General features: G+C 40.8%; 18 protein-coding genes and 4 pseudogenes. 12 read left to right on the plus strand and 10 right to left on the minus strand.

Features of this window, described 5'->3' with window-relative positions; genetic code table 11:
* Positions 1 to 698: 698 nt before the first annotated feature.
* From ACMVME_RS07210 to ACMVME_RS07220, 3 genes and pseudogenes are all read left to right on the plus strand, one after another.
* Positions 699 to 1,139, plus strand: a pseudogene (locus tag ACMVME_RS07210) (inovirus-type Gp2 protein); the annotation flags it as partial.
* A 485-nt stretch (positions 1,140 to 1,624) separates the two neighbouring features.
* A pseudogene (locus ACMVME_RS07215) lies at positions 1,625 to 1,753 on the plus strand (resolvase); the annotation flags it as partial.
* A 130-nt stretch (positions 1,754 to 1,883) separates the two neighbouring features.
* The gene (locus ACMVME_RS07220) at positions 1,884 to 2,246 is read left to right on the plus strand and encodes a hypothetical protein (protein WP_072048459.1); all 363 of its coding nucleotides are present in this window, start codon (positions 1,884 to 1,886) and stop codon (positions 2,244 to 2,246) included.
* Here the strand turns inward: ACMVME_RS07220 and ACMVME_RS07225 are convergent.
* On the minus strand, positions 2,211 to 2,462 hold the full coding sequence (locus ACMVME_RS07225; RefSeq protein ID WP_154820316.1) for a hypothetical protein: 252 nt from the start codon (positions 2,460 to 2,462) through the stop codon (positions 2,211 to 2,213). The two genes, ACMVME_RS07220 and ACMVME_RS07225, sit on opposite strands and share 36 nt — an antisense overlap.
* A gap of 235 nt (positions 2,463 to 2,697) precedes the next feature.
* On the opposite strand from ACMVME_RS07225, the gene ACMVME_RS07230 reads away from it, so the two are divergent.
* Genes ACMVME_RS07230 through ACMVME_RS07240 form a run of 3 tightly spaced genes read left to right on the plus strand, consistent with a single transcriptional unit; the run spans position 2,698 to position 6,589 of the window.
* A complete protein-coding gene (locus tag ACMVME_RS07230; RefSeq protein WP_227542186.1) occupies positions 2,698 to 3,129 on the plus strand; it encodes a CPBP family intramembrane glutamic endopeptidase in 432 nt (143 codons plus the stop codon).
* A gap of 2 nt (positions 3,130 to 3,131) precedes the next feature.
* Positions 3,132 to 4,385 carry an HlyD family secretion protein gene (locus ACMVME_RS07235; protein ID WP_045143229.1) on the plus strand — a complete coding sequence of 418 codons (1,254 nt, stop codon included), beginning with the start codon at positions 3,132 to 3,134 and terminating at the stop codon, positions 4,383 to 4,385.
* Entirely contained in the window at positions 4,385 to 6,589 is a 2,205-nt protein-coding gene (locus ACMVME_RS07240; RefSeq protein WP_045143230.1) for a peptidase domain-containing ABC transporter, read from the plus strand. The genes ACMVME_RS07235 and ACMVME_RS07240 overlap by 1 nt, the downstream gene beginning before the upstream one ends.
* Before the next feature lie 129 nt (positions 6,590 to 6,718).
* Here ACMVME_RS07240 and ACMVME_RS07245 read toward each other — a convergent pair whose 3' ends face one another.
* Complete coding sequence (locus ACMVME_RS07245; protein WP_045143235.1) at positions 6,719 to 7,333, minus strand: recombinase family protein; 615 nt, start codon at positions 7,331 to 7,333, stop codon at positions 6,719 to 6,721.
* A 315-nt stretch (positions 7,334 to 7,648) separates the two neighbouring features.
* Between ACMVME_RS07245 and ACMVME_RS07250 the strand changes: the two genes are divergently transcribed.
* Together ACMVME_RS07250 and ACMVME_RS07255 are read left to right on the plus strand one after the other, a co-directional pair.
* Positions 7,649 to 8,752 (plus strand): hypothetical protein, encoded by a 1,104-nt coding sequence (locus ACMVME_RS07250; protein WP_181010274.1) that lies wholly within the window; start codon positions 7,649 to 7,651, stop codon positions 8,750 to 8,752.
* Entirely contained in the window at positions 8,749 to 9,696 is a 948-nt protein-coding gene (locus tag ACMVME_RS07255; protein WP_045143231.1) for a hypothetical protein, read from the plus strand. The genes ACMVME_RS07250 and ACMVME_RS07255 overlap by 4 nt, the downstream gene beginning before the upstream one ends.
* Positions 9,697 to 10,047: 351 nt before the next feature.
* Here the strand turns inward: ACMVME_RS07255 and ACMVME_RS07260 are convergent, their stop codons facing one another.
* From ACMVME_RS07260 to ACMVME_RS07275, 4 genes are all read right to left on the minus strand, one after another.
* On the minus strand, positions 10,048 to 10,644 hold the full coding sequence (locus ACMVME_RS07260) for a hypothetical protein (RefSeq protein ID WP_045143232.1): 597 nt from the start codon (positions 10,642 to 10,644) through the stop codon (positions 10,048 to 10,050).
* Positions 10,628 to 10,996 carry a hypothetical protein gene (locus ACMVME_RS07265; RefSeq protein WP_045143233.1) on the minus strand — a complete coding sequence of 123 codons (369 nt, stop codon included), beginning with the start codon at positions 10,994 to 10,996 and terminating at the stop codon, positions 10,628 to 10,630. Before ACMVME_RS07265 ends, ACMVME_RS07260 begins: the two co-directional genes overlap by 17 nt.
* The gene (locus ACMVME_RS07270; RefSeq protein WP_172972899.1) at positions 10,986 to 11,750 is read right to left on the minus strand and encodes a lysozyme inhibitor LprI family protein; all 765 of its coding nucleotides are present in this window, start codon (positions 11,748 to 11,750) and stop codon (positions 10,986 to 10,988) included. Before ACMVME_RS07270 ends, ACMVME_RS07265 begins: the two co-directional genes overlap by 11 nt.
* 259 nt (positions 11,751 to 12,009) lie before the next feature.
* Positions 12,010 to 13,926, minus strand: a complete 1,917-nt coding sequence (locus ACMVME_RS07275) for a recombinase family protein (RefSeq protein ID WP_045143234.1) — start codon at positions 13,924 to 13,926, stop codon at positions 12,010 to 12,012.
* A 98-nt stretch (positions 13,927 to 14,024) separates the two neighbouring features.
* On the opposite strand from ACMVME_RS07275, the pseudogene ACMVME_RS07280 reads away from it, so the two are divergent.
* Together ACMVME_RS07280 and ACMVME_RS07285 are read left to right on the plus strand one after the other, a co-directional pair.
* A pseudogene (locus tag ACMVME_RS07280) lies at positions 14,025 to 14,240 on the plus strand (hypothetical protein); the annotation flags it as partial.
* Between the two features lie 81 nt (positions 14,241 to 14,321).
* Positions 14,322 to 15,320 (plus strand): annotated as a pseudogene (locus ACMVME_RS07285) (integrase core domain-containing protein); the annotation flags it as partial.
* A gap of 633 nt (positions 15,321 to 15,953) precedes the next feature.
* Here ACMVME_RS07285 and ACMVME_RS07290 read toward each other — a convergent pair.
* Together ACMVME_RS07290 and ACMVME_RS07295 are read right to left on the minus strand one after the other, a co-directional pair.
* Positions 15,954 to 17,387 carry a glycosyltransferase family 39 protein gene (locus tag ACMVME_RS07290; RefSeq protein ID WP_045143254.1) on the minus strand — a complete coding sequence of 478 codons (1,434 nt, stop codon included), beginning with the start codon at positions 17,385 to 17,387 and terminating at the stop codon, positions 15,954 to 15,956.
* A gap of 187 nt (positions 17,388 to 17,574) precedes the next feature.
* Positions 17,575 to 17,880, minus strand: a complete 306-nt coding sequence (locus ACMVME_RS07295; RefSeq protein ID WP_072048476.1) for a DUF4354 family protein — start codon at positions 17,878 to 17,880, stop codon at positions 17,575 to 17,577.
* Positions 17,881 to 18,275: 395 nt separating this feature from the next.
* Between ACMVME_RS07295 and ACMVME_RS07300 the strand changes: the two genes are divergently transcribed.
* The gene (locus ACMVME_RS07300) at positions 18,276 to 18,632 is read left to right on the plus strand and encodes a DUF6404 family protein (RefSeq protein ID WP_045143250.1); all 357 of its coding nucleotides are present in this window, start codon (positions 18,276 to 18,278) and stop codon (positions 18,630 to 18,632) included.
* 94 nt (positions 18,633 to 18,726) lie between these two features.
* Here ACMVME_RS07300 and ACMVME_RS07305 read toward each other — a convergent pair whose 3' ends face one another.
* Positions 18,727 to 19,227, minus strand: a complete 501-nt coding sequence (locus ACMVME_RS07305) for a DUF1566 domain-containing protein (RefSeq protein WP_072126443.1) — start codon at positions 19,225 to 19,227, stop codon at positions 18,727 to 18,729.
* A 44-nt stretch (positions 19,228 to 19,271) separates the two neighbouring features.
* Positions 19,272 to 20,150, minus strand: a complete 879-nt coding sequence (locus tag ACMVME_RS07310; protein ID WP_050737109.1) for an IMI family carbapenem-hydrolyzing class A beta-lactamase NMC-A — start codon at positions 20,148 to 20,150, stop codon at positions 19,272 to 19,274.
* Between the two features lie 141 nt (positions 20,151 to 20,291).
* On the opposite strand from ACMVME_RS07310, the gene imiR reads away from it, so the two are divergent.
* Positions 20,292 to 21,179, plus strand: a complete 888-nt coding sequence (imiR, locus tag ACMVME_RS07315; protein ID WP_045143249.1) for a LysR family transcriptional regulator ImiR/NmcR — start codon at positions 20,292 to 20,294, stop codon at positions 21,177 to 21,179.
* The last annotated feature ends 11 nt before the right edge of the window (positions 21,180 to 21,190 follow it).

Here is a 21,190-nt window from a genome sequence, read left to right on the forward strand (position 1 = left end):
CACTTGGATTTGTTGTTGATGCCATTATTTATCATCTTTCACGGACAATCAAAATTTGTATGTCCCATAAGTCGTGACATATAAAGACATGCATTTATAACTTATTGATATATATGTTTTTTTATTTGCGTTAAAACCCTTGAATGAGACATGCAAAGGACATCTATTTTTGTATGTTATTGTTTTTTAATGTTTTAATTTTGCATTATAATATATAGCAACTTCGGCTGCGCCTCGTTGAAATCATACCCAAGCAATAATTCTGAAAGAACTCGAGCGAAGCGAGTTCAGACGTGAGCGTAGCGAACGGATGACAGGGATCAGCCTAATCAGAACTTTTAATAACATAATATAACTACTACGAGTCGCGTAGCGACGAAGTATCACGCAGTGAGCGAAGCGAACAAGTGATAGTCCTACTGTTAACATTCAAAAATGCTGTGTGTCACTTCGGCTTCGCCTCGTGAAACTTCGTCGCTACGCGACTCGTCGGTAATAATTAGGTCGGTAGATTTGGTAAGGTAAAAGACAGTGATCTGAATATACGTTAATTGTATTTGTTTAAAGCTGTAATGTTCTTCGTTCGTGATTCATCATCCTTCCAGATCTCACACATTGGTTTTCCTGTATCGTTTCATTGCTGTGCTCCCCAATTTCAAAGAGGATACAGTCTTCGATTGGCTCAACCTTTTCGCTCTAACGAATACATACGCAAACTGTTCAAACGATTACGTGCCCGCCTGGAGTCAGGGAACAACGGTTTATCGGAACCTATTATCGATTTTGCTTACGGTTGGGTTTGCGAACAGGAAAAGGCTTCACAGCCCCATTACCATTGCTGGATTGCACTTCCACATCGTTCGGTAAGGTGGTTTGGAACTCCTGAAAGAGGGATCGCTGGTATTATTACGGAAATCTGGATGAAACTGACAGGTGGTAAAGCAACGCTGGTAAACTTGTCTAAAGCCACTAAAGACTATCCCGAGCACTACGTCATTCATGGAGATGCTCATGAATCACTTGATGACCCGGTATTCTGGCTTTCTTATCTGGCAAAAGAACGAGGGAAGTCGCAAACAGGGAAGGGAACGCGCTTGTATTCAACATCAAAATTGAGTAGTAAAGCACTGAATTCGTAAATATCGCACAGGAAGCCCGTAGAGCGTTTTTCTTTACAAGACATGCAATTGTATTACCAATATCATAAAAATCGATTACAGCTTAGCTCAGAGCGTTTTAAGGCATGATTTGAACCTGATTAACTTTGGCTTCGGTCAGTTGCTTGATAGTTCAACGATAGTTGCTTTGCTTATAGATTCATACATTTCTTCAAAATTCCGAGCGAAGCGAGGGACTCGAACGTAGTGAGTGTCTAATGTCTACTATTATATTTTTATATTTTATATATAGAGAAAAGTAGACATATCCGTATGCTTTTTAACCAGCTTAGCTATCCGTCTTCGCTTCGCTTGACGAAACTCGCTTCGCTCGAGGTCTTGTCTTTTTAGTTGATCTAAACGAAGTAAAGGAGGGGGATGATGAGTTTCAATCAGTCTGATTTGGATATTTAACTTGATACCCTTCAAAAAACGTACTTAGCGTACGGTTGAACTTCAGACCCCGATACTATCAACAAGTATAAAACTTGAATATCCGGGAAACAGCTGAAGCAACTGGCTACAGCTCTTCACAGGCCTGTCGGATACAAGCATCTTATCGAGATATGCCAGTGAATAAAATCAATAAGCAATAAAAAGCAAACTCAATTCAATCAGTCAATAGGTTGCGTTTACATTTATTTACATAAATTCACTTTATCCATACATTTCTGTCGTGTGATAGTGCAATCGCACTTTATGTTAAAATGTAAAAGAGGGATTTTTATGTCAAATATCAAAGAATTAACTTTAAGTGAAATAGAACTAGTTAGCGGTGGTGGAAACTCTGGTGACCATGAACATAACTTCAACAGTCACTCTGAAACTGGAGCACGTAACACGCTGGGACGGAATGCACCGACACATATTTACAGTGATCCGGACACATCTAGGTGTGGTGATGCTGTGTTTAGTGGGATGGTCGGTGGTGCAATCAAAGGTGGCCTTGTTGGAATGGCAAGAGGAACTATTGGTGGAGCAGTTACCGGCCAGTGTCTCTCCGGTGGTGGAAATGGTAACGGGGGAGGAAATACAGCCGGTTCCAGTCATTGTTCAGGAGGTGACATCGGCGGTACTTGTAGCCGATAAGTAAGTATCAACGGAGGATGCTGCAATGGTTATTAAAATATTGTCTTTTATATTAAGTTTATTACTGGGTTTTGCGCTATTAAGTGGCTCCTCCATTATTGACCTATCCTGGTTTTCCTTACCTGAGGAGTTTTCAAAGATAGTAATTACATTGATTACTCTGTTTTCCACTGCTAAATTTACAGATATGATTTTAGCAAAAATAAAAACTTTCATAAAGTGACGCCTTGTAATGAATGAGCGTACGGGCCAAGTTATATATAGTAAACAAAGTGCTATCGTTTTTCTTATAGTGGTTGTTATATCAACCGTTGTAACCCTATCCCCGGCTTTTATGCTGCGCTATGTCGGACTGGATACTGCTTTTACTATTATATTTATTACCGAAATTCTAATTTCAACTTTCGTTTATTTTTTTTATCTGAAAAAGATTCCTGGATGTATAATAAAAATGAGTGGAAGTCCGGCTTCAGTTAAATTTTCAGTATTTTCATTCCTCATAATTATTTTTATACAACTTACTGTTTATTGCTACAGAAACTATTTATACCATTACGAACCATCACAGATAAACTGGATAACGGTTATAGTAATGACATTAGTAGTTCCCTATTATGAGGAGATCATCTACAGAGGCTGTGCCTTCGAGGTTGCATGCTCAATTTACAGAAAAAACCTGGTCATTCCGTGTGTAATAACTTCTTTGTTTTTTTGTCTAATGCATGGGCAGTATTACAATATGCTGGATCAGATGATTCTTTTTGTTGTATCGATGTTATTATTTGCTGTTAAAATAAAAAGTAGATCTCTTTTCTACCCTATATTAATACATTCAAGTATGAATGCATTTGTTATATTATTAAATATTCAGAGTGTTTTATAACTATGAGTATATTCAGGGAAGAAGCTTTAAATCATCACAGTGATACTGGGTACGGAGATATTGTCTTACCCACATCATTCGGCATGACAGTATACGCCCTTACAACAATATTCCTGGTTTTGAGCATCGCATTATTTATTTATTTTGATAGTTATACCCGTAAGGCACATCTTACAGGCATCGTTATGCCTTCATCAGGACTGGTGAAAATAACACCTCAATATGCCGGATACGTCACCCGACAGACTGTTTCAGAAGGTCAGCATGTCATCGCAGGTGAGCCCGTTTACCATATCAGCGGCGAGCATTATAACGAACAGGGCACAGGTACGCTGGCTGCCATGGGCATGTCCCTGAGAACTCAGTATGCCATGCTGTCTTCTCAACAGGCTCTCGAAATGCGTGACAACAGTCAGCAGCAGCACGCCATAAAACAGCGAATTGCCTCCCTGAAACCTCAGATTAAAAGTGCAGAGCAGCGCCTGTCGCTTGCCGGGCATCAGGTTGCGCTGGCCGTGTCCGTCATGGAGCGTTATAAAAAACTTGCCGGTACGCATTACGTTTCAGATATCGAATACCAGCAGAAGCAGATTGACGTCTCCACGGCACAGCAAAATGTTGAGGATCAACGTCAGGGGCTTCTGCAATTACGCACAGCAATGGAGGCCGCTGAAGACGACCTTATCCATCTCATCGTTCAGGGCGAAAGCCGGAAAGCTGAACTGGACAGGCAGTTACAGGGGATAAGACAGCAGCAGGGCGAACTGGCCGGACAGGAGCATTTTACGCTCACCGCTCCGGTATCCGGAACCGTTGCCGCCGTGCTGGTCAGGCAGGGGCAGTCGGTCAGAGCATCTGAACCTGTCATGACGCTGGTCCCCGACAATGCGCGTCTGCAGATAGAACTCTATGCCACCAGTCAGAACGCCGGATTTGTCCAGCCGGGGCAACGTGTTGCACTCAGGTTCGCTGCTTTCCCCTATCAGAAGTTTGGTGTTCAGTACGGGACTATTCGTGAGATAAGCCGTACAACGCTGACGCCGTCAGATTTACTCTCCGTATCCCCTGTCACCTGGAGGGAGAATGAAGGGCACTACCGTGTGATTGTCGAACCTGAGAATACTTTTATTCTGGCTTATGGCAAAAAAGAACCTCTTCGTCCCGGTATGACCCTCGAAGGGGATGTCAGCCTGGATACACGTCATTTGTGGGAGTGGCTGACAGAACCGCTCTGGAGCCTGAAAGGAAAACTGTAATGGGAGCATTGAACTGGACAGGGAGAAGACAGCTTCCCCTCATCCGCCAGACAGAGTCAGCGGAGTGTGGCCTGGCGTGTCTGGCAATGATGGCCAGCTGGCACGGTCTGCAGACGGATCTTCCCACCCTTCGTGAACGCTTCAGTATCAGTACTCAGGGAATGACCCTGCAGAGGCTGATTGAATGTGCTGCCGGTATCCGTTTGTCTTCCCGCGCCGTCAGGCTGGAGCCGGAAGACCTGAAGTCTCTTTCTCTACCCTGTATTCTCCACTGGAACATGAATCATTTCGTTGTACTTCATAAGGTTCGTGGGAGCAGGCTGGTTATACATGATCCCGATAAGGGGAAGGTGACAATTTCCCTGACGGACGCAGGGAAGCACTTCACCGGCGTCGCGCTGGAGCTAATGCCGGCAAGCGATTTCACTGCAAGTGATGAAAGAAAGAAAATTCGTCTACGCCAGCTGACAGGAAAAACACCCGGCCTACTGGCGGCAATGTCCCGCATCATCGTTTTTGCCCTGGCGCTGGAGATACTGACATTAGGAAGTCCTCTTCTCAACCAGCTGGTTATCGATGAAGTCCTGGTCGCCGCCGATCGAAGCCTGTTGACCGTTATTATCATCGCCCTATTACTGCTGTCACTTACCCAGATGCTGCTGTCGTTGGCCCGTCAGTGGGCCAGTATTACCTTGTCCGTTAATTTTAATATGCAGTGGACTGCCCGGGTGTTCCATCATCTGGTTCGTCTCCCTCTCTCCTGGTACGATGCACGCAGTAAGGGGAGTATTAACGCGCGTTTTGATGCGGTAGACACCATCCAGCAGGCGCTGACCACGCAGGTACTTGAAGGCATTCTGGATGTGCTGCTTGTGGTGACTGCGCTCTGCATGATGTTGTTATACAGTCCTGAAATGACGCTGATAGCGGTACTGGCAGCAGTCATTTACGGCGTGCTGAGAGCGCTCTGGTATCCGTCTCTTCGACAGTCTGCAGAAGACGTCTGGGATGCTGGGGCCAGGGAATCAGGATATTTTCTTGAAACCCTTAACGGGATCCTGAGCCTGAGAATAAACGGTGTGACTGCATTTCGGGAAGCCGCTTGGCTGAATCTTAACGTCACCCGGAGAAATACGCAGTTGCGCCAGAGTCGTCTGCTGATGTGCTATGACATTGCGCACACCCTGACCGGCAGTGTGGTATCGGCGGTTATTTTGTGGAAAGGTGCCGGTGAAGTGCTGAATGGCACCTTTACCGTCGGTATGCTGGTTGCCTACTTGTCTTATCAGATGCGTTTTTCTTCAAGTATTAGCAGCCTTACTGACAAGTTTTTTTCGTGGCGAATGCTTGCTGTTTATAATGAGCGTCTGGCTGACATTGTGCTAACCCAAACAGAAGGGCATCAGCAACGGCCCGTTCATGAAGACGTCAGTACTTCTGTCATTACCTCCGTAGTCAGTGGGAATCCGGAAGCTCATCCCCCGTTATCTATCGAGCACATCTTATTCAGCCACAAGGGCGGGAACAAACCGATACTTCGCGGAATTTCACTGGCGCTGCAGCCGGGTGAAGTGGTGGCCATTACGGGTAAATCTGGGTGCGGAAAATCGACGCTGGTGAAACTTATCCTGGGGATTCATATTCCTGATGAAGGGACAATCAGAACATTTGGCATACCGCAAACGCACCCCGATTATTTTCAGGTACGACGTCGGATTGGTACCGTATTGCAGGATGATCACCTTTTCAGGGGATCCATTGCAGATAACATCATTTTCTTCAGCGAAGACCGCAATCAGGAAAGAATGATCCAGTGTGCCCGTCTTGCGCTGATTGACACTGATATCATGGCAATGCCAATGGGATATCAGACATTAATCGGTGAAACCGGTGGTGGACTCTCCGGAGGGCAAAAGCAACGTATTTTGCTGGCAAGAGCGTTGTACAAACAACCGGGGTTTTTATTACTGGACGAAGCGACCAGCCACCTTGATGTTGAGAGTGAAATCCAGATAAGCCAGACACTACGCCAGTTGGGGCTACCTGTCCTGCTGGTTGCCCATCGCCCGGAAACCATTGCCTCTGCAGACCGGATTCTGTATCTCGCAGATGGATATTTGGAAGAACAGAAATGCCAGTACACAGGGGATAATGATTATACAGCTTATGAAGCCAATGATGATAATGTGGTTAAGGAGACCTGACTATCAAATATGCTATATTCAGCGGGATATTTACACTTGAATGACCAAAAGATAGTATGCAATGTCTGCACCTTACTCAAGGCGGGCGGTCATATCCGAGAGCATTCTTCCGATGTAATTCTAATATAATTAGCTTACTAACTCCTTCTTGATTCGGTAGAAGGTGGCACGGCTGATATCTGCCGCTTTCATGATGTGGGCTGGTTTAACGTTCTGGGCCAGCATTTCGCGAACAGTCTCACGGGCTTCCATATCTTTTTCTTTCCCCGTATATAAACCTGCCTGTTTTGCTCTCTCGATCCCCTGTGCCTGGCGTTTACGGCGGGTTTCATAATCTTGTCGTGCCATTGTCGCAAGGATATCGATCAGCATAGAGTTGACTGCCCGAAGAATGCCGCTGGTAAGGTCGTTACCGGACATTTCAACCATCTGCCAACTCGTCGGTAAGTCCATTGATACGATCACCAGCCCTTTACTGTTCAACGTAGCTTTGAGTTCAGCCCATTCTTCATGTTGAAGACGACTGAGACGGTCAATCGCTTCAATTAGAAGCAAATCGCCAGGCTGTGCTTCCGCAAGTAGGCGCATCAGTTCCATACGTTCCAGCTTCGCACCACTTGCATTCTCAATGTATTCTCCGGCAACCGACCAGTTTTTGCTTTGCGCAAATTCGCGCAAGCTTACTAATGCACGATCAGCATGTTGGCCTTCAATAGATGCACGGCAGTAGATTCGGATATTCATTATGAATTCTCTTTTGAATATCGAGTTGATACCCATATGATACATCACGTCGTTATGCTGTCAATAGAGTTTAATTTAACCCTATTGAGACTTTGTATCATGGTCTTAATCAGGTATACCCAAAAGAGATATCTTATCAGCAATTTCCCTTGCGGATATTTGGGGGCTTGATGGTACAAAACAGGGTAGTCAAAAAATCTAGGCTAAATTCATTCTCCAATCGCGCCCCTATATGGGCTTCCTTGTAAGTGTTGTTGCGCATCATCATTGTTCAGGTGTAATTTTAGGTAACCTCCTAAAAACACAGAACATCAAATGATGAAACGCCTCGTAAGAAATCCTGGAAAATTTGAAGCTCTGGAAGTATTTACAGCATTTAGCCGTGAACATGACTACAAACTAAAATCACCAGAGGACACTGAAAAATTTCTTGAACAGTTTGGCGAATCGCTCAAAGCTTCACAGGAAAATCAGATACTACTTCACGGGAAACGCATGGAAGCGTGTTTTGGTCAAGTTGCCGCCGGACTACAAGGGTGTCGCCTGATAAAAACTGAAGACACTGGTGACGTCATTTCTGATGATGCTGATATTTTACTACCTGACTATAGACTCGTCCTGAAGGACGGTCGGCAGATATTCGTTGAGGTGAAAAATACTAGTGTCCCAAACCCAACATCAACATACCTACTGAGAAAGGACTACGTAGCAAAACTTCAACGCTATAGTGAGCTAAATGGTGTTCCATTGTATTTTGCAATCTATTACCGTTGTCTCAGGATGTGGACATTGCTGCCTGTGAATTCATTTATTGAACTGAAACACAAGTACGAAACAACACCGATACATTCACTTGCAAACAATGAAATGGCGATGCTCGGTGACGTGAACGTCGGGACTAAGCCCCCTCTTGTTTTCGAACTGGTAGCTGACAATAGTAAAGATGCCTCTGTCGATGAAGAAAATCGTGCAAGTTTCATTTGCGGTGACGTGAAGATGTACTGTGCCGGGAAAGAGATTGAAGATCACGATGAGAAGAATATTGCTTTCTACCTGATGCGGTTTGGTCGCTGGGAATGTGGCGAACCAGAGGGAGAAATGGATGAAAACGGGAAACTTCACAGCGTGCGCTTCACGTTTAACCCTGAATCATTAGAGGACTTTGAACGCAACGGTTTTGCCATGTTTGGTAGCCTCAGTTCGATGATAACTGAAGCATACAACGAGCATACCGTATATGAGCAAGAAGTGACTGCTATAACTCCGAAAGCTGACCCTGACGTATTCTCTGTTGAGATTCCCAAGGATTACAAAGGTAAGGCTCTTGGTTTGTGGTGTTTCATTATGCAAGCAAATCCTGATTTCAAAATAGGGTCTGAGGAGAAAATGCATTACGAGTACACGGTGGATAAATCATGACATTCACTGACTGGCTAATTCTAAACCAGCACACCAGCGATATATCTAAAGCCATTGAGTCATTACGACCAACAACAGATTATGTGAAAGATTACATCTTCCCTGTTACGATGGCATTTGCTTCAGCCTTTCTGGGAGGGGTGTCAGCGGTCTATATCAACAAAAGACAAGAGCAACAAAAAATCGCTAGAGATAATCTGATTACTTCCATACAAGCTGTAGCGCTAGCACAAGATTGCCTGAGTAACCTAGTTGCCATCAAAACCAATTACCTTAAGATAGACAGTGATGAGCCACTTGTAAGGGCTGGTGCTTTTACAACGATAATCACTAAGTTTGATGATGTAACATTTAGTACAAACAGCTTGTATTTTATACGTCCAATACCGACCGCGAACAAAAAACTGTATGAGTCAGTCGTATGGAAAATTAAGCATCGTATTTTACGAATGAAGATTAGAGCCCCGTCATCTGAAGAGCTAAGGGGAACCTGGCGAAACAGTGTCAGAGTAGGGGCTTTGTTCGGAAACTACAACGAGGCAATGGGTTTACTCAGATACAGAAACGAGTTGAACGAACAAGTTAAAGATAAGATTTCGATGTATGGTGACATTCTGACGCTCGAACATGTCCAACAGACGCTTGGAAAAAAACTTTGTGGGGGCTTCATTGACATCACTGAAACCTCTATCGCGCTGATAGATCATGTAATCGTTGAACTTTATCACTTTCTTTCTGAGTTTCCTGCTATCGCAGAAAGCAACATTGAGTTAAGTCGAGTCAGGGAATGGGGAGGTGTGCCGACTTATGAGAACAAACAAGCGGCGTTTTTGAAGTGTATAGAACCAATTAAGAAACCAGACTTTAAAAAGTTCTTTGCTTACACAGGGATGTCAGAGCAGGAAGCGCGGGACAAGTACACGTTCAAGTCATGGTTTGACTAATAGAGAAGCGTAATCTTAGTGTTAAGTATGACTCTCGTGACACAAAATGTCCCGTAAACTTGTTCCAGTTACATTGCTGTAGATGTGCAAGAAACTTGTTAATGGTTAGTCAGATCAGAAGCAAATACATACCTACTACAAATGAGATACAGAATGGGATACATTGTGGGCTACAACCCGCATTCCACCGCCCCTGGTGCCTGATGAAATGGGATACAAAGCTGACTTATCGGTCGGGTATACTTTTTTATCGAATCCTAAACAGCAGAACATGTATTGATTAAATAACTTAATCCGTTGGCGAGTAATGCAGGGGGGATTCGCCCCTGCATTTGAAAATCCTATAGAACGTTACTTATGGCAAATTTCCCGGTCATAGACTCCACCATTTACAGCCAGCATTTGCCTTTTCTTCTTTGAAATCATACCCGTCATGATTTGCGAGCCATCTAAAAAAATACCTTCAAATGTTCCAGGGCGTGCATTCCTTCCGGCAATAATCACAGTATCTCCCACGTTTAACGCAGCAACTTTATCGTTATCATAATCCGTATTTTCGAAAATGAATTTTAATCCTTCATTCGAATCAGGGACATATAACGTTACTAACGGTTTTTTACTGAAAGTGGCTGTACCGATGCTTTTAATTTTACCAATCACCATCAAACGACACTTCTTGAAGTCATTCGTTGCCCTGAATTCGTGTTCTTTAAACCGCGCATAAACTTCCCCGGTAGTATACGCTCTTGGAAGTATATCGATTATTGATGGTTTGGATGGTTGTTGTTTTTGTTGAAAATAAGTTGAGCCTCCATTTGATACCTGTATTGATTCGGATGTACTGGCTTGGCATGGTGTTATTAATAATCCGTTCAACACATAAAGCCCGAAGGAGATGGCGACAGTTGCAATCGATTTTTTAAAGTGACGTTTAGAGTGTGCTCTCATTTTGCTTTTCCATAACTTCTAACTTAACAATATGTTCCCCATTGCGGTATATTTTCACGTTGTCAGTTGGGGACTTAACTGCATTACGGATCTCATTCATTGTATCGTTAGATAACATACCGCAGCCTTCCATATACATAACCTTACGGATATTGGTATCTGATGTATTAGTGAAGCAGCTGCTTATCCATGAAACAGGTATTTCGACTCCATGTATCAGCTTCATATATTCAACGATAAACGTATCTGTCAAGTGAAAATGTCCAACCATGTATTTCCCGTTATAGGTTTGACTAGAAGACGAAGTTATCCAGTCGTTTTTTAAAACCAAAGTCAGTGCATTATTTTTCATTTTCAGATTCTAGTTCAATAATACGGTTGTTCGTCATGTCGGTAAGACATTTCTGTTCATTATTGCAACCGGATTTTTGCTTTATCCATTCTCTTTGGGAAGGGAGTAATCGTTTTCTAGTTTCAGGGCTAAGGTTTTTCCAGACCGAATTTAGTTTCTCATCGCTTGCTTTATAACTATGTGTATCGACATTTGAGGTTACTGCATTGTTTTTGGTGGCTTCGCGGTTGTTATTATAGAAAATGGGTGCGCGAACTCCTTGAGCGTAGTCTTTAGCTGCTTTGTCCCACACACCTTGACCATTGGCAGTCAGTATTTTTCTGAACTCTGTAGTGTTGAAACTGTAACTGCGGATCTCGCCATTGAAATCTAGTTTCACGTTGACGGTGGTTGAGTTCGCAATGCCAGTCAAGAAATCCCCAGCTTCTGAACCAAGTGAACAGACTAATTCCTTCGTATCGTCGTTATTCTTTGGGCGTAGTCCGTGCATCGTGAATCTGCCGTTATCAGTTGTAGCAGTGATATCTACCAGCGGCACGATCGAGGATGATTGCTTTGTTATCGCGAAGCATATTCCCTTCAGATTTACATCCCTGTCCATTCCGAGAAACATCAGGGCGTTTTTGTCGTTGCTGGCGACACCTGCTGATTTCGCCTCTGGCAAGAAATAGACGGTACTGGAGGCGGCGGTAATACCTGAAATGAGCACAACGCCTGACGCCATGATTTTTAATGTTTTTATAAGGATAGTCATTCTGGATACCTTCTTTCTACTGCAGTCCATCGGGGGGCAGAGCACCATCCCGTGAGTCTTGCTTGTAAGAAACACTACTCGAAGAATCATGATCTTACATTGATCTGTAAAAACTATCAATAACTTGAAATTGATCTATAAAAACGATCATTTATGGTGTGAAGAATCCCGAGAATGCTTTGATGTAACTGAAACGGAGATAAGGCTATTGGGAGCGTTGGTAAGCTCCCCCTTGACAGGTATGCAAGGGGAGAGTGATTTACTGTGAGAGTTTTTTTAAGTCTTCCAGAGAGTTAATCTCGTATTTAATACCGTTGACTGTTGCATACGATTTACTTGTCGTACTATCTACCTTGATAGCCAATCCATTGCCTTCGTCTTGGTTTACACCATCCTCCAGCTTGGTTATAAACGTCGGGTTTAGAATGCTGACTTCATGCTTGTCCTTAATATGCTGTGCAAATTTTTCAGGTGAAATCAGTTCATCAATGAAGGAGTGCAACACTAGTCCTTGCATTTTTAGTAAGTCATGATCATTTACTGTCTGTGCTTCTACATACGAAACACCAGGTGATCGGTTTCGATTGAACTTAATCACGATTCTCTGTTTTGTCTCGTCGGCGAAGGTTACTTCAAAATGACTATGCCGCCCATCAATGTCATAACAATCAATACGTTTGATAGCTTGCTTAATCTTCAGCCTAATTCGCTTACGGTCAGGGTTCTTAGTGTCATGAACATCGAAATTTCGAAATTGATCCCAGCCAGTAGTTTGGATTTCAGAGCGACGGATTTTGTACTGCTGAAATTCTCGCTCAAGCGTTATTTTTTTCTGGTTATTGGCATTAATCTGATCTGCCAATTCTTCGAGTTCATCTGTCAAAGTTGCAAGCTTTAGCAGCTTTTTAACAGCTTCTGATGCCTTTTCAATTTCAGATTCATACCAGGCCGTTTTATCTTCTTGGTGATTGTTCCAGACATGATCAGCGATTAGTTGCAAAACAGTGTGCTCAAGCTGGTATGACGTAAAACCTTTTTTACCGCAAGGTTTACCCTGAACAATTTTCGAACCACATATATAACGGTACTTGTTTTCACTTGAACCAGATTTGAACATGAAAGAACCACATTTGCCGCAAAAAAGAATACCGATACCTGAGAGTAGCGGGATTTCTGGTTCAGGGTTACCTGCTGGGTATTTTGATGAATTACGAGTGATGGCGCGGTGTCGATCTAATTTCGAAAGTGTCAAGTAGTCCACTTCCGACATAAGAGCAGGGTAGTAATCAGGAATAATGAAGGTTTCTTTTAACGGCTCATCTGATTCGGAATCGTATATGATGACACCTGATTCATCGCGTTTATCCAGCGTGAAGGTTTTTTGTCCATGAACAGTGGGGTTCAAAAAGGTTCTGATCAAATGTTTACCCCATTGTTCAGTTTTGGGGGGGAGCGCTTGACCGGTCTGGTCTTTATAAACCCTCTTTTTAGGGGCAGGGTAATGTTCGTTAAGATATCGTTGGATTCCAAGAAGAGTTTCGCCGTTTTGTTTAAGTTCGATAATCTTCTGAGCAGCGGTAAAATATATAGGATGTGGAGTAACGTATCCTGATTTTGTATCTACCCACCAAACATTCTGACCGACAGATTCTATTGCTTTTGCTGGTGTGCCCGATTTTCTTGTCAGGTTCTGTCGTATCAACGAACGGGCCTGGGCTTCAACTCGATTCTTTTTTGTCAACGATTCGTCGTGGGCGCGTGTGAACATCAACAATGAAATGATTAAATCAGTTGGATTATTCTTTACGTCAGCGTACTTATAGACCTTTTCATCCATGCCAGTAACAACGACTATCCCCCTGCTAAGTATGTTCTTGAATATATCCAAAGCGCTCCAGGCATCATCACGACTAATGCGGTCAAGATTTTCGACTACTAGCCACGAGCCAACGGGAACTTTAGCCCCAATCTGCTTGATGAACTCCGATAGCTTCCCTTCATGAGCATTTTTTCCTTTGAACGCAGACATGCCGAGATCGTGGAAAGCCGTTGTATCAAGTTCGAGATTATAGCGGGCCGCAATTTTTAAAGCGGTATCTTGCTGACGCTCCAGGGAGTTACCTTCCCGTTGTTTCACAGATGAAAAACGTACGTATGAATACAGCTTGGGTTTCATTGAGTGTGATTCCCTTCGGATGATATTGATTGATCAGATAGACCTGATGCTAACAGCATGAATGTGAATTTTAAACAGTGAATAATTATATGTTAGTCAAGCCAGCAAATGTAAGGTGTGTTCAGTTATCAAAAGATAATCTATGTAAGATTTTTGGATCCAACCTTCGTCCTAAAGTTTGCAGTAGTCTACAACCGTCTCTGGGAATGTGTTCAACAAATCGAACAGATGCCGTGACCTACCTTATCAAACTTGAGAATCAAACTTGCCCTGTAACCGTAAGCATCTCACATAATAGTTTCATTCACATTTAGAGAGACGCGGGCATAATCAATCAGCCAACAAAGGAGATCGCCATGCGTATAGTCCGTTTTACTGAATAGCAGATCATCGCCATGATTAAGTCGGTTTAAGCCGGACGAAATGCCAAAGGTGTAGGGCTGAAGGCAGACCTTTCTGAAGACACCTGCTACAACTGGAAGCCCCATTACTGCGATATAGACGTTTCTGATACTAAAGATACTGGATCTTAAGTACGAGAACAGACATCTTAAACAGATGATTACCAGCCTCTAAGCCTGAGCTGGTCATTTATCTAATCAATACATCCGGACTCAGTATCCGTCAGCCCAGTAGTTGTATAAACTAAGCTGAGGGGTTTTACCATTACCGTCCGGATATCTCATGTGACGAACCCGTTATTGCTGCATTGCAGGCGGTAGTAGAATGATATCCACGATACGATTTTTGCTAGCTGTACTTGATTCTGCGACGACAGGGATACCCGTGGCATCACAATAGGATCCACCCTATTTATACTCTGCTGAAGCTGAATTATTGCCGTCAGGGCAAACAACTGTTATCGGTGTGTAATCCCTCAACACTTGTCCTTATGGAAACACTAAACCAAAGATGATCGATTTTATGCATGATTCCTTAGTCTGTTGTCGTCGTTTTCGAACGTTTAAAGTAGTTCCAGAATGTAACCGAGAGGAGTTGCCGATTTAAATTGGCCTTATTTACCCGCTCCATGAGTGGTCTAGGGATCCGATAGGATTACGATAAAGTGCGGCTATCCGGCTATGGTGCGCATGGATAAAGGTCCGGAGTGTATTTTGCTGGTAATGACGAATGTACAGAGAAACATACTGAAACTGGAATTTAACCAGTCGGGTAAACCGAAGCAGATTGCTTTCAAGAGCATTTTAACCGGAGATACCATATAGGAGAACCTGATTATTATCTGTACAAATCACTGAATGAAGCACGAGAAATGACGGAAAAAATTGTTGTCAGAATATAGCCGTGAACGCCTGCATTAATTGTTGAATGATATGATAACGGAGGAATACTGCAAAAAAATATCTGGTCGGGATCTCAAAAATGCATGGGACAAAAAGGATCTATTAACAAATTTTACTAGGAAGTTTAGCAACGTTAGTGACAATTATGTTAAAAAATATAAATACATTATATTATTAAGAAATTGTATGCTATTTGTTCATGTTAAACAATTGTCTTTGCATTTCCTCGCGTGTAAAATGTACAAATGTATTAATGAAATGTTAGGTTGTATAAAGTTTATAACATTAATAGAAAGTATATTTGGATATTGATTTATAAAAAGCATGTTGCTTACGAGGTAAGGTTTTATGATCATTCGAGTATGCTTGATTATATTAATGCACTATCAGTTGGTTGTTCTACAGAGGGGGCAATCACTTATTGTTGAGCTTCTTGAGGAATCTAATGTTTGTCCGATAGGAATTGATAGTGTATCTCACGAATGTCGATGATATATCAGGTGGAAAATTTTTAAGTATAAACTGACATGATGGCTTATATCCATGATATTAATCTAGGTTATGCATGTCAGTAATATACACTATATACAGAGAAAATGCTATTCTGTTACTAAAATTGTACTCGAATCAAGGCTGAGTTATTCTTATCAGAAGTAAGTTTATTGTTAAATCAAAAAAAGATAATAAATACCAGCAGTTTATCTGCTGGTAATTTATAAAAAACTATACAGGATTCACTAATCCAACACAGACCGTGTAAATACTGCTTTGCTTATCTTTCTGAAAGTCTAAATCTATAATATAATCGATCTTAAGTTGTGGCCATTGAGTTATTGCTTTAGTAAAGCTTGAGTTTTCACATTGTCCATCTGCATGACCGATAATCAAAGCACCAAATTTCTGAATGTCACTAAACTCGATGTTTTTGTTGTAAATATTAGGTTGGGTATTTTCATCCCAGCGGGTTATGACTTGTGGTCGTGAAGAAGCATAAAAAGTGATCCATTCAGAAAGATACTCGCCTCCAACATACTTGAAAGGAGAATTATAATGTTTCTGCCATATTGCTTCAACTTTTTGGCTAAAAGTGATTACTCCTTGCATTTTTTGACCAGAATTGCTGATGTTCAATGCTAATACTGATATATATCCTATTAGAAAAAGTAAACCTGCTGCAAATAAAGCTAAAAATGCTTTGCTAAAAGATTGTCCATTATAATTTCTAACGCAAGCGACAATAATAGGAGGTGCTATAATGAAAAAAGGCTGAAGCCACTCTGTTAAACGACCTCCGTGATGAAAAAGGAACCATAGCCAAATGAAGAACTGTGGTATGAAAGCGATGTATATAATGACGAGTATAGAAACTTCAGTGGGCCATTTTAAATGGAGCTTATAATGATGCAATATTAATAGCATAAACAAAAGTGGGTAAAATATGCTAATTATTTTTACAATGATTTTAGGATTAAATTGTCTAATTATCTGTGAATCAACCCAATCTACAGCAGCAAAGTTATGATTCCAAAGCCATAAAATATTAGGAGTTACAATGCATACACAGAGGAATATCGCGAGGTAGAAAAAAGGCGAACGGTAACAATAGCGAATTTTTGGCACAAAAATTGTGGCGATGAAGATGGCAAAGACGAATACAAAAGTAGAATATTTAGCCATCATTCCCAATCCAGCTGCAATGGAGAACAATAACCACCACGCCGGATGACGAGTAATTGAAAAATAAAAAAATAAAAACATCCATGGCCACAACATAACAAGTAAATAATTGTCGTTGTAACTTATTATGTCGAAATTTATAATGCCAGAAAGGTTCAAAGTTAATAATGCTAGCCATGCCAATTGATCGTTACCGCTTAGGTATTTTGCTAAATACCAACAACCAAGCATGCCTATAGCAATTGCAGTAAAATGCGTACAATACCAATATAAGCTCATAGGAAAATCAATAAGCCATAATGCCGGTCGCCATATCATACCAACTAACCATGGATTCTTAGGTGAACCCCAACTAGCATTTTGTGCCCAATTGAGAGCCTCAATTGCGTCATAAGGAACAGTTGGATCAAGCCAAGTAGTCGCAATTGTCCAAAGAAGAGCGTATACGCTGATCCAAGAGAATAAATATAATTGTCTCATCAGTTCTCAAAATTTATAAAGTAAATGGTAATTTTTAATAAATGACTCTAATTAATAAAAGGTAAAATTAATGCGAGCCTTAATAATATAATAGAATCAGAACGTAAATTCTCAGCAGTTTTTTGTAATTCTTACAAGCGATGCTTTATGAATGTGTTCTTCATCCGATGAAAATGAAGCTACTCCTCTAATTGGTTTTCAAAAAAATAAGAACACCAGCGCTTAACACTTCGTCAAATGAATCTAGGTCATATTCATTTTGAACCGTTGTATAAGCTTTAAAGCAGTGTTCAGATAAATCTATAGATTCCTTACTGAGCAGTGTAACTATCAATTTAAAAGTTTTTATAAATAAATGTTTATCTCCTACTGGTATAGCCCACAGGGATTTTTCAGTTGCACGAACAGCAATGGAGTCTAAGTTATTGGCTTGAAGAGGAAAGCTGATCAATGCCAACATATTGATAAATAATAATATATACAATTTCGTCATTCTATTTAAGTGTATTGAGAAAGCGGTTTATGTAATATTTTTGCTATTTTTATAATATAAGATCATGGTTAAACTGAAGTTAAATAGAATTCCTTTTGCAAAAAAAATTTACGAGAAATATCTGAAGGATTTGCTTTTTTTATATTATCGTAATTGAGCGGTCATAGGTAGATTGAATGAAGAAAAAAGGAAGCTGCTTTCTAAGCCATGCTGGAGGGAATTTTGCTTGTTCACATGTGTTTTAATAGTGAGAACTTAGTGCCACGATATGATTTATCATGTTTGTTTTCTTTAGTAAGCTTTTCTAGTTATGATGTTGATAATGTTTTTTTAAGATTAAGTGCTATAATTATAATTGGTTCATTAAACTACTGTGTAATAAATAAGGTATACAAATGAATAAAACCAATTTTGAAGAAAAACTTGAGAAATCATTGTCAATTATGAAGCAAAAGAATATGTGGGAGTTAAATTATGCACCACCTTTATATAAAAGGTTATGGAAAAAAGGCTATCAAATCCCGCCACCTCCGTTTGCATCTGTATGGCTAAATGCATTAATATTTGGGATGTATTTTTCGATTGTATGGGGTGGGCTTATGTTAGTCCTGCTATTATTGCTTGATCTCTTCGAGATTAAAACTTTTCTAATATATTCAGTCTCGGCAGGTTTCCTTTTTGGTATATCAATGAGTATTTATCATTTATGGCGAAGAGTGGTAAATGAATTGCCTGAATGGGACGATTTATAATGAATTTTAGATAGTGTTTGGATATGCAGTTTATTAAGTGATTATAAATATACTGCATATCCTTTTTTAATCAATAATGGGTAATAAACTGTTTTTATAATATTAAATCATCGTCGACCATTACATATCTTACAAATCGAACAGGATAAGTCATTTCAATAGTATGACCGTCAATATAATGATTGATCATGTCAAATGTATAATACAAATAAGGTATGCTTTGAATTTGCGTTGAGCTCCAGTAAGGCGATGCTCCTTCACCATTATCTTGGGGTATGTCAAAATATGATTTGAAAAGGTTATTTTTAAGACAGCTTTTTGAAGAGAGTAAAGATAATTCCTCGATACTTGGCAGTCTCCATCCATTCCCTTGTTTTATTGCTTCACCAAAAGCTGTACTCAAAGTAAGGGGAGTTGGTTCTCCAGTACATCCATTCTCTATATTCCATTGCATGCCGAAAGTACAAGCCTGCCATTCTAGATTGTTTTTAAGATCTATCACTGTCGAATCTTCGGTGATAAAATCACACTGAGCATATGCTGACAAACTACTCATAGCTAATGATAAAAAAATTAAAATTTTCATTTTTTTCATGATGAAGTTAAGCCATCATAATGAAATGATGGCTACAGTTAGGTTTATTTAAGGTTATCAATTGCAATTCTTGAAGCTTCTGCGATTACTTTATCCTCATGCTTGGCTTCTTTTTCGTTTTTTGTTGTGTATACAGAAATTATAAGAGGAGCCCGGTTCTTTGGCCAGACTACCGCATAATCATTTGCCGTACCGTATGCTCCGCAACTACCAGTTTTATCGCCAACTACCCAATCGCTTGGTACGCTAGCACGAATACGCGCTGCACCGGTTGTGTTACCCTTTAACCATGTCTGATAGGTTTCCTTTTCATGTTCACTAAGTATGTTACCCAGAGCAAGGGTTTTCAGACTCTTGGCTACTGCTGCAGGTGTAGATGTGTCACGCTCATCGCCTGGAATAGCTGTGTTTAGATCTAACTCCCAACGATCGAGTCTAAAATCTTCATCTCCAATCGACCGCATGAATTTAGTCATACCCTCTGGACCACCGATATAACGTTCAAGAATAATATTAGTAGCACCATTGTCGCTATATTGTAAAGCAGCAGCAGCCATATCACCTAATGACATTCCATTATCTTTATATTTAGTTGTGATGGGTGAATGGAACTCTAAACTTCTTGTATTATAATTCACAATCTGATTAAGATTAAGTCGATTATCTTGAGAGCCTTTTAATACAGCAGCAGCTAAAAAACCTTTAAAAGAACTACATAATGGAAATCGTTCATTTGCTCTGTACGAAAATGATTTACCCGAGCCAGTGTCTAAAGCGTAGACACCAATCCTGCCATTGAAATCTGTTTCAAGGTTTTTAATCTCATCAATGCCCTTCGTATTGGCCTGTGAGAAAAATGATATTGAAATTAAACAAGAGCTAAACAAGATGGCTATTCTACTTTGCTTTACATTAAGTGACATGGTTTTACCTTATATACAATTTTCTATATTAACTAGGACATAGCGTGTATTAACTTTCAACAGCGAGCGATTATACAGTTGTTATTTTTTCTTTGAAGCAATATAATTTTTATACAGACATAACTTTTTCTTTGGGTTACCATGCGTGCCAGATTACCTTTAAATGCATTACGAGCTTTTGAAGCCTCAGCAAGATATCTAAATTTTACTAAAGCCGGACTAGAACTTCATGTAAGCCAGGCCGCCGTAAGCCAGCAGGTCAGAACACTTGAACAAATGCTTGGTGTGGCTCTTTTTACAAGAGTACCGCGTGGGTTACAGTTGACAGACGAAGGCATGCATCTTTTGCCTTCGATTACAGAAGCTTTGCAGATGATGAGTTCTGCGATGGATAAATTCCATGAAGGTAAGATTAAAGAGGTGCTTACTATTGCTGTCGTAGGGACTTTTGCAATAGGATGGCTCCTTCCTCGGATTACTGCGTTTCTTAATGAAAATCCATGGATTGATATTAGAATTTTAACGCATAATAACGTTGTCAATCTTGCTGCAGAAGGTATTGATGCATCTATTAGATTTGGAACAGGCGGCTGGATTAATACGGAAAATATTTTACTCTTTCAGGCGCCGCATACAGTATTGTGTTCCCCGGAAACATCCAAGAAATTGTACATTCCATCAGACTTAAAAAAAGTTTGCTTACTGCGTTCCTATCGAAAGGAGGAATGGAATAATTGGTTTAAAGCTGCTGGGATCGACCCTTGGACTATTACAGGGCCTATCTTTGATTCTACCAGACTTATGATAGATGCTGTAAAGTTAGGTGATTATGCAGCACTAGTTCCTTATCATATGTTTCAAAAAGAATTAAATGAGCGATCCGTGGCAAAACCTTTTGAAATTTATGCCACGCTTGGCGGTTATTGGCTTACTTTGCAGAAATCTCGGGTTAATCATAATAGTGAAGCACTTAATGTTTTCAAGGAATGGATTATCGAGCATAGCAGAGAGTTTGTATTAAAATCCTAGTCTCTGCTAAA

Source organism: Enterobacter cloacae complex sp. 2024EL-00711 (assembly GCF_047529885.1).
Lineage (GTDB): Bacteria > Pseudomonadota > Gammaproteobacteria > Enterobacterales > Enterobacteriaceae > Enterobacter > Enterobacter ludwigii.

Bases quoted from the DNA above. Each gene is read 5' to 3' on its own strand.
- ACMVME_RS07250 (WP_181010274.1), top strand. From the start codon at position 7,649: ATGATGAAACGCCTCGTAAGAAATCCTGGAAAATTTGAAGCTCTGGAA.
- ACMVME_RS07255 (WP_045143231.1), top strand. From the start codon at position 8,749: ATGACATTCACTGACTGGCTAATTCTAAACCAGCACACCAGCGATATA.
- imiR (WP_045143249.1), top strand. From the start codon at position 20,292: ATGCGTGCCAGATTACCTTTAAATGCATTACGAGCTTTTGAAGCCTCA.
- ACMVME_RS07220 (WP_072048459.1), top strand. From the start codon at position 1,884: ATGTCAAATATCAAAGAATTAACTTTAAGTGAAATAGAACTAGTTAGC.
- ACMVME_RS07310 (WP_050737109.1), bottom strand. From the start codon at position 20,150: ATGTCACTTAATGTAAAGCAAAGTAGAATAGCCATCTTGTTTAGCTCT.
- ACMVME_RS07295 (WP_072048476.1), bottom strand. From the start codon at position 17,880: ATGACGAAATTGTATATATTATTATTTATCAATATGTTGGCATTGATC.
- ACMVME_RS07260 (WP_045143232.1), bottom strand. From the start codon at position 10,644: ATGAGAGCACACTCTAAACGTCACTTTAAAAAATCGATTGCAACTGTC.
- ACMVME_RS07225 (WP_154820316.1), bottom strand. From the start codon at position 2,462: ATGAAAGTTTTTATTTTTGCTAAAATCATATCTGTAAATTTAGCAGTG.
- ACMVME_RS07300 (WP_045143250.1), top strand. From the start codon at position 18,276: ATGAATAAAACCAATTTTGAAGAAAAACTTGAGAAATCATTGTCAATT.
- ACMVME_RS07245 (WP_045143235.1), bottom strand. From the start codon at position 7,333: ATGAATATCCGAATCTACTGCCGTGCATCTATTGAAGGCCAACATGCT.
- ACMVME_RS07240 (WP_045143230.1), top strand. From the start codon at position 4,385: ATGGGAGCATTGAACTGGACAGGGAGAAGACAGCTTCCCCTCATCCGC.
- ACMVME_RS07235 (WP_045143229.1), top strand. From the start codon at position 3,132: ATGAGTATATTCAGGGAAGAAGCTTTAAATCATCACAGTGATACTGGG.
- ACMVME_RS07290 (WP_045143254.1), bottom strand. From the start codon at position 17,387: ATGAGACAATTATATTTATTCTCTTGGATCAGCGTATACGCTCTTCTT.
- ACMVME_RS07305 (WP_072126443.1), bottom strand. From the start codon at position 19,227: ATGAAAAAAATGAAAATTTTAATTTTTTTATCATTAGCTATGAGTAGT.
- ACMVME_RS07270 (WP_172972899.1), bottom strand. From the start codon at position 11,750: ATGACTATCCTTATAAAAACATTAAAAATCATGGCGTCAGGCGTTGTG.
- ACMVME_RS07265 (WP_045143233.1), bottom strand. From the start codon at position 10,996: ATGAAAAATAATGCACTGACTTTGGTTTTAAAAAACGACTGGATAACT.
- ACMVME_RS07230 (WP_227542186.1), top strand. From the start codon at position 2,698: ATGAGTGGAAGTCCGGCTTCAGTTAAATTTTCAGTATTTTCATTCCTC.
- ACMVME_RS07275 (WP_045143234.1), bottom strand. From the start codon at position 13,926: ATGAAACCCAAGCTGTATTCATACGTACGTTTTTCATCTGTGAAACAA.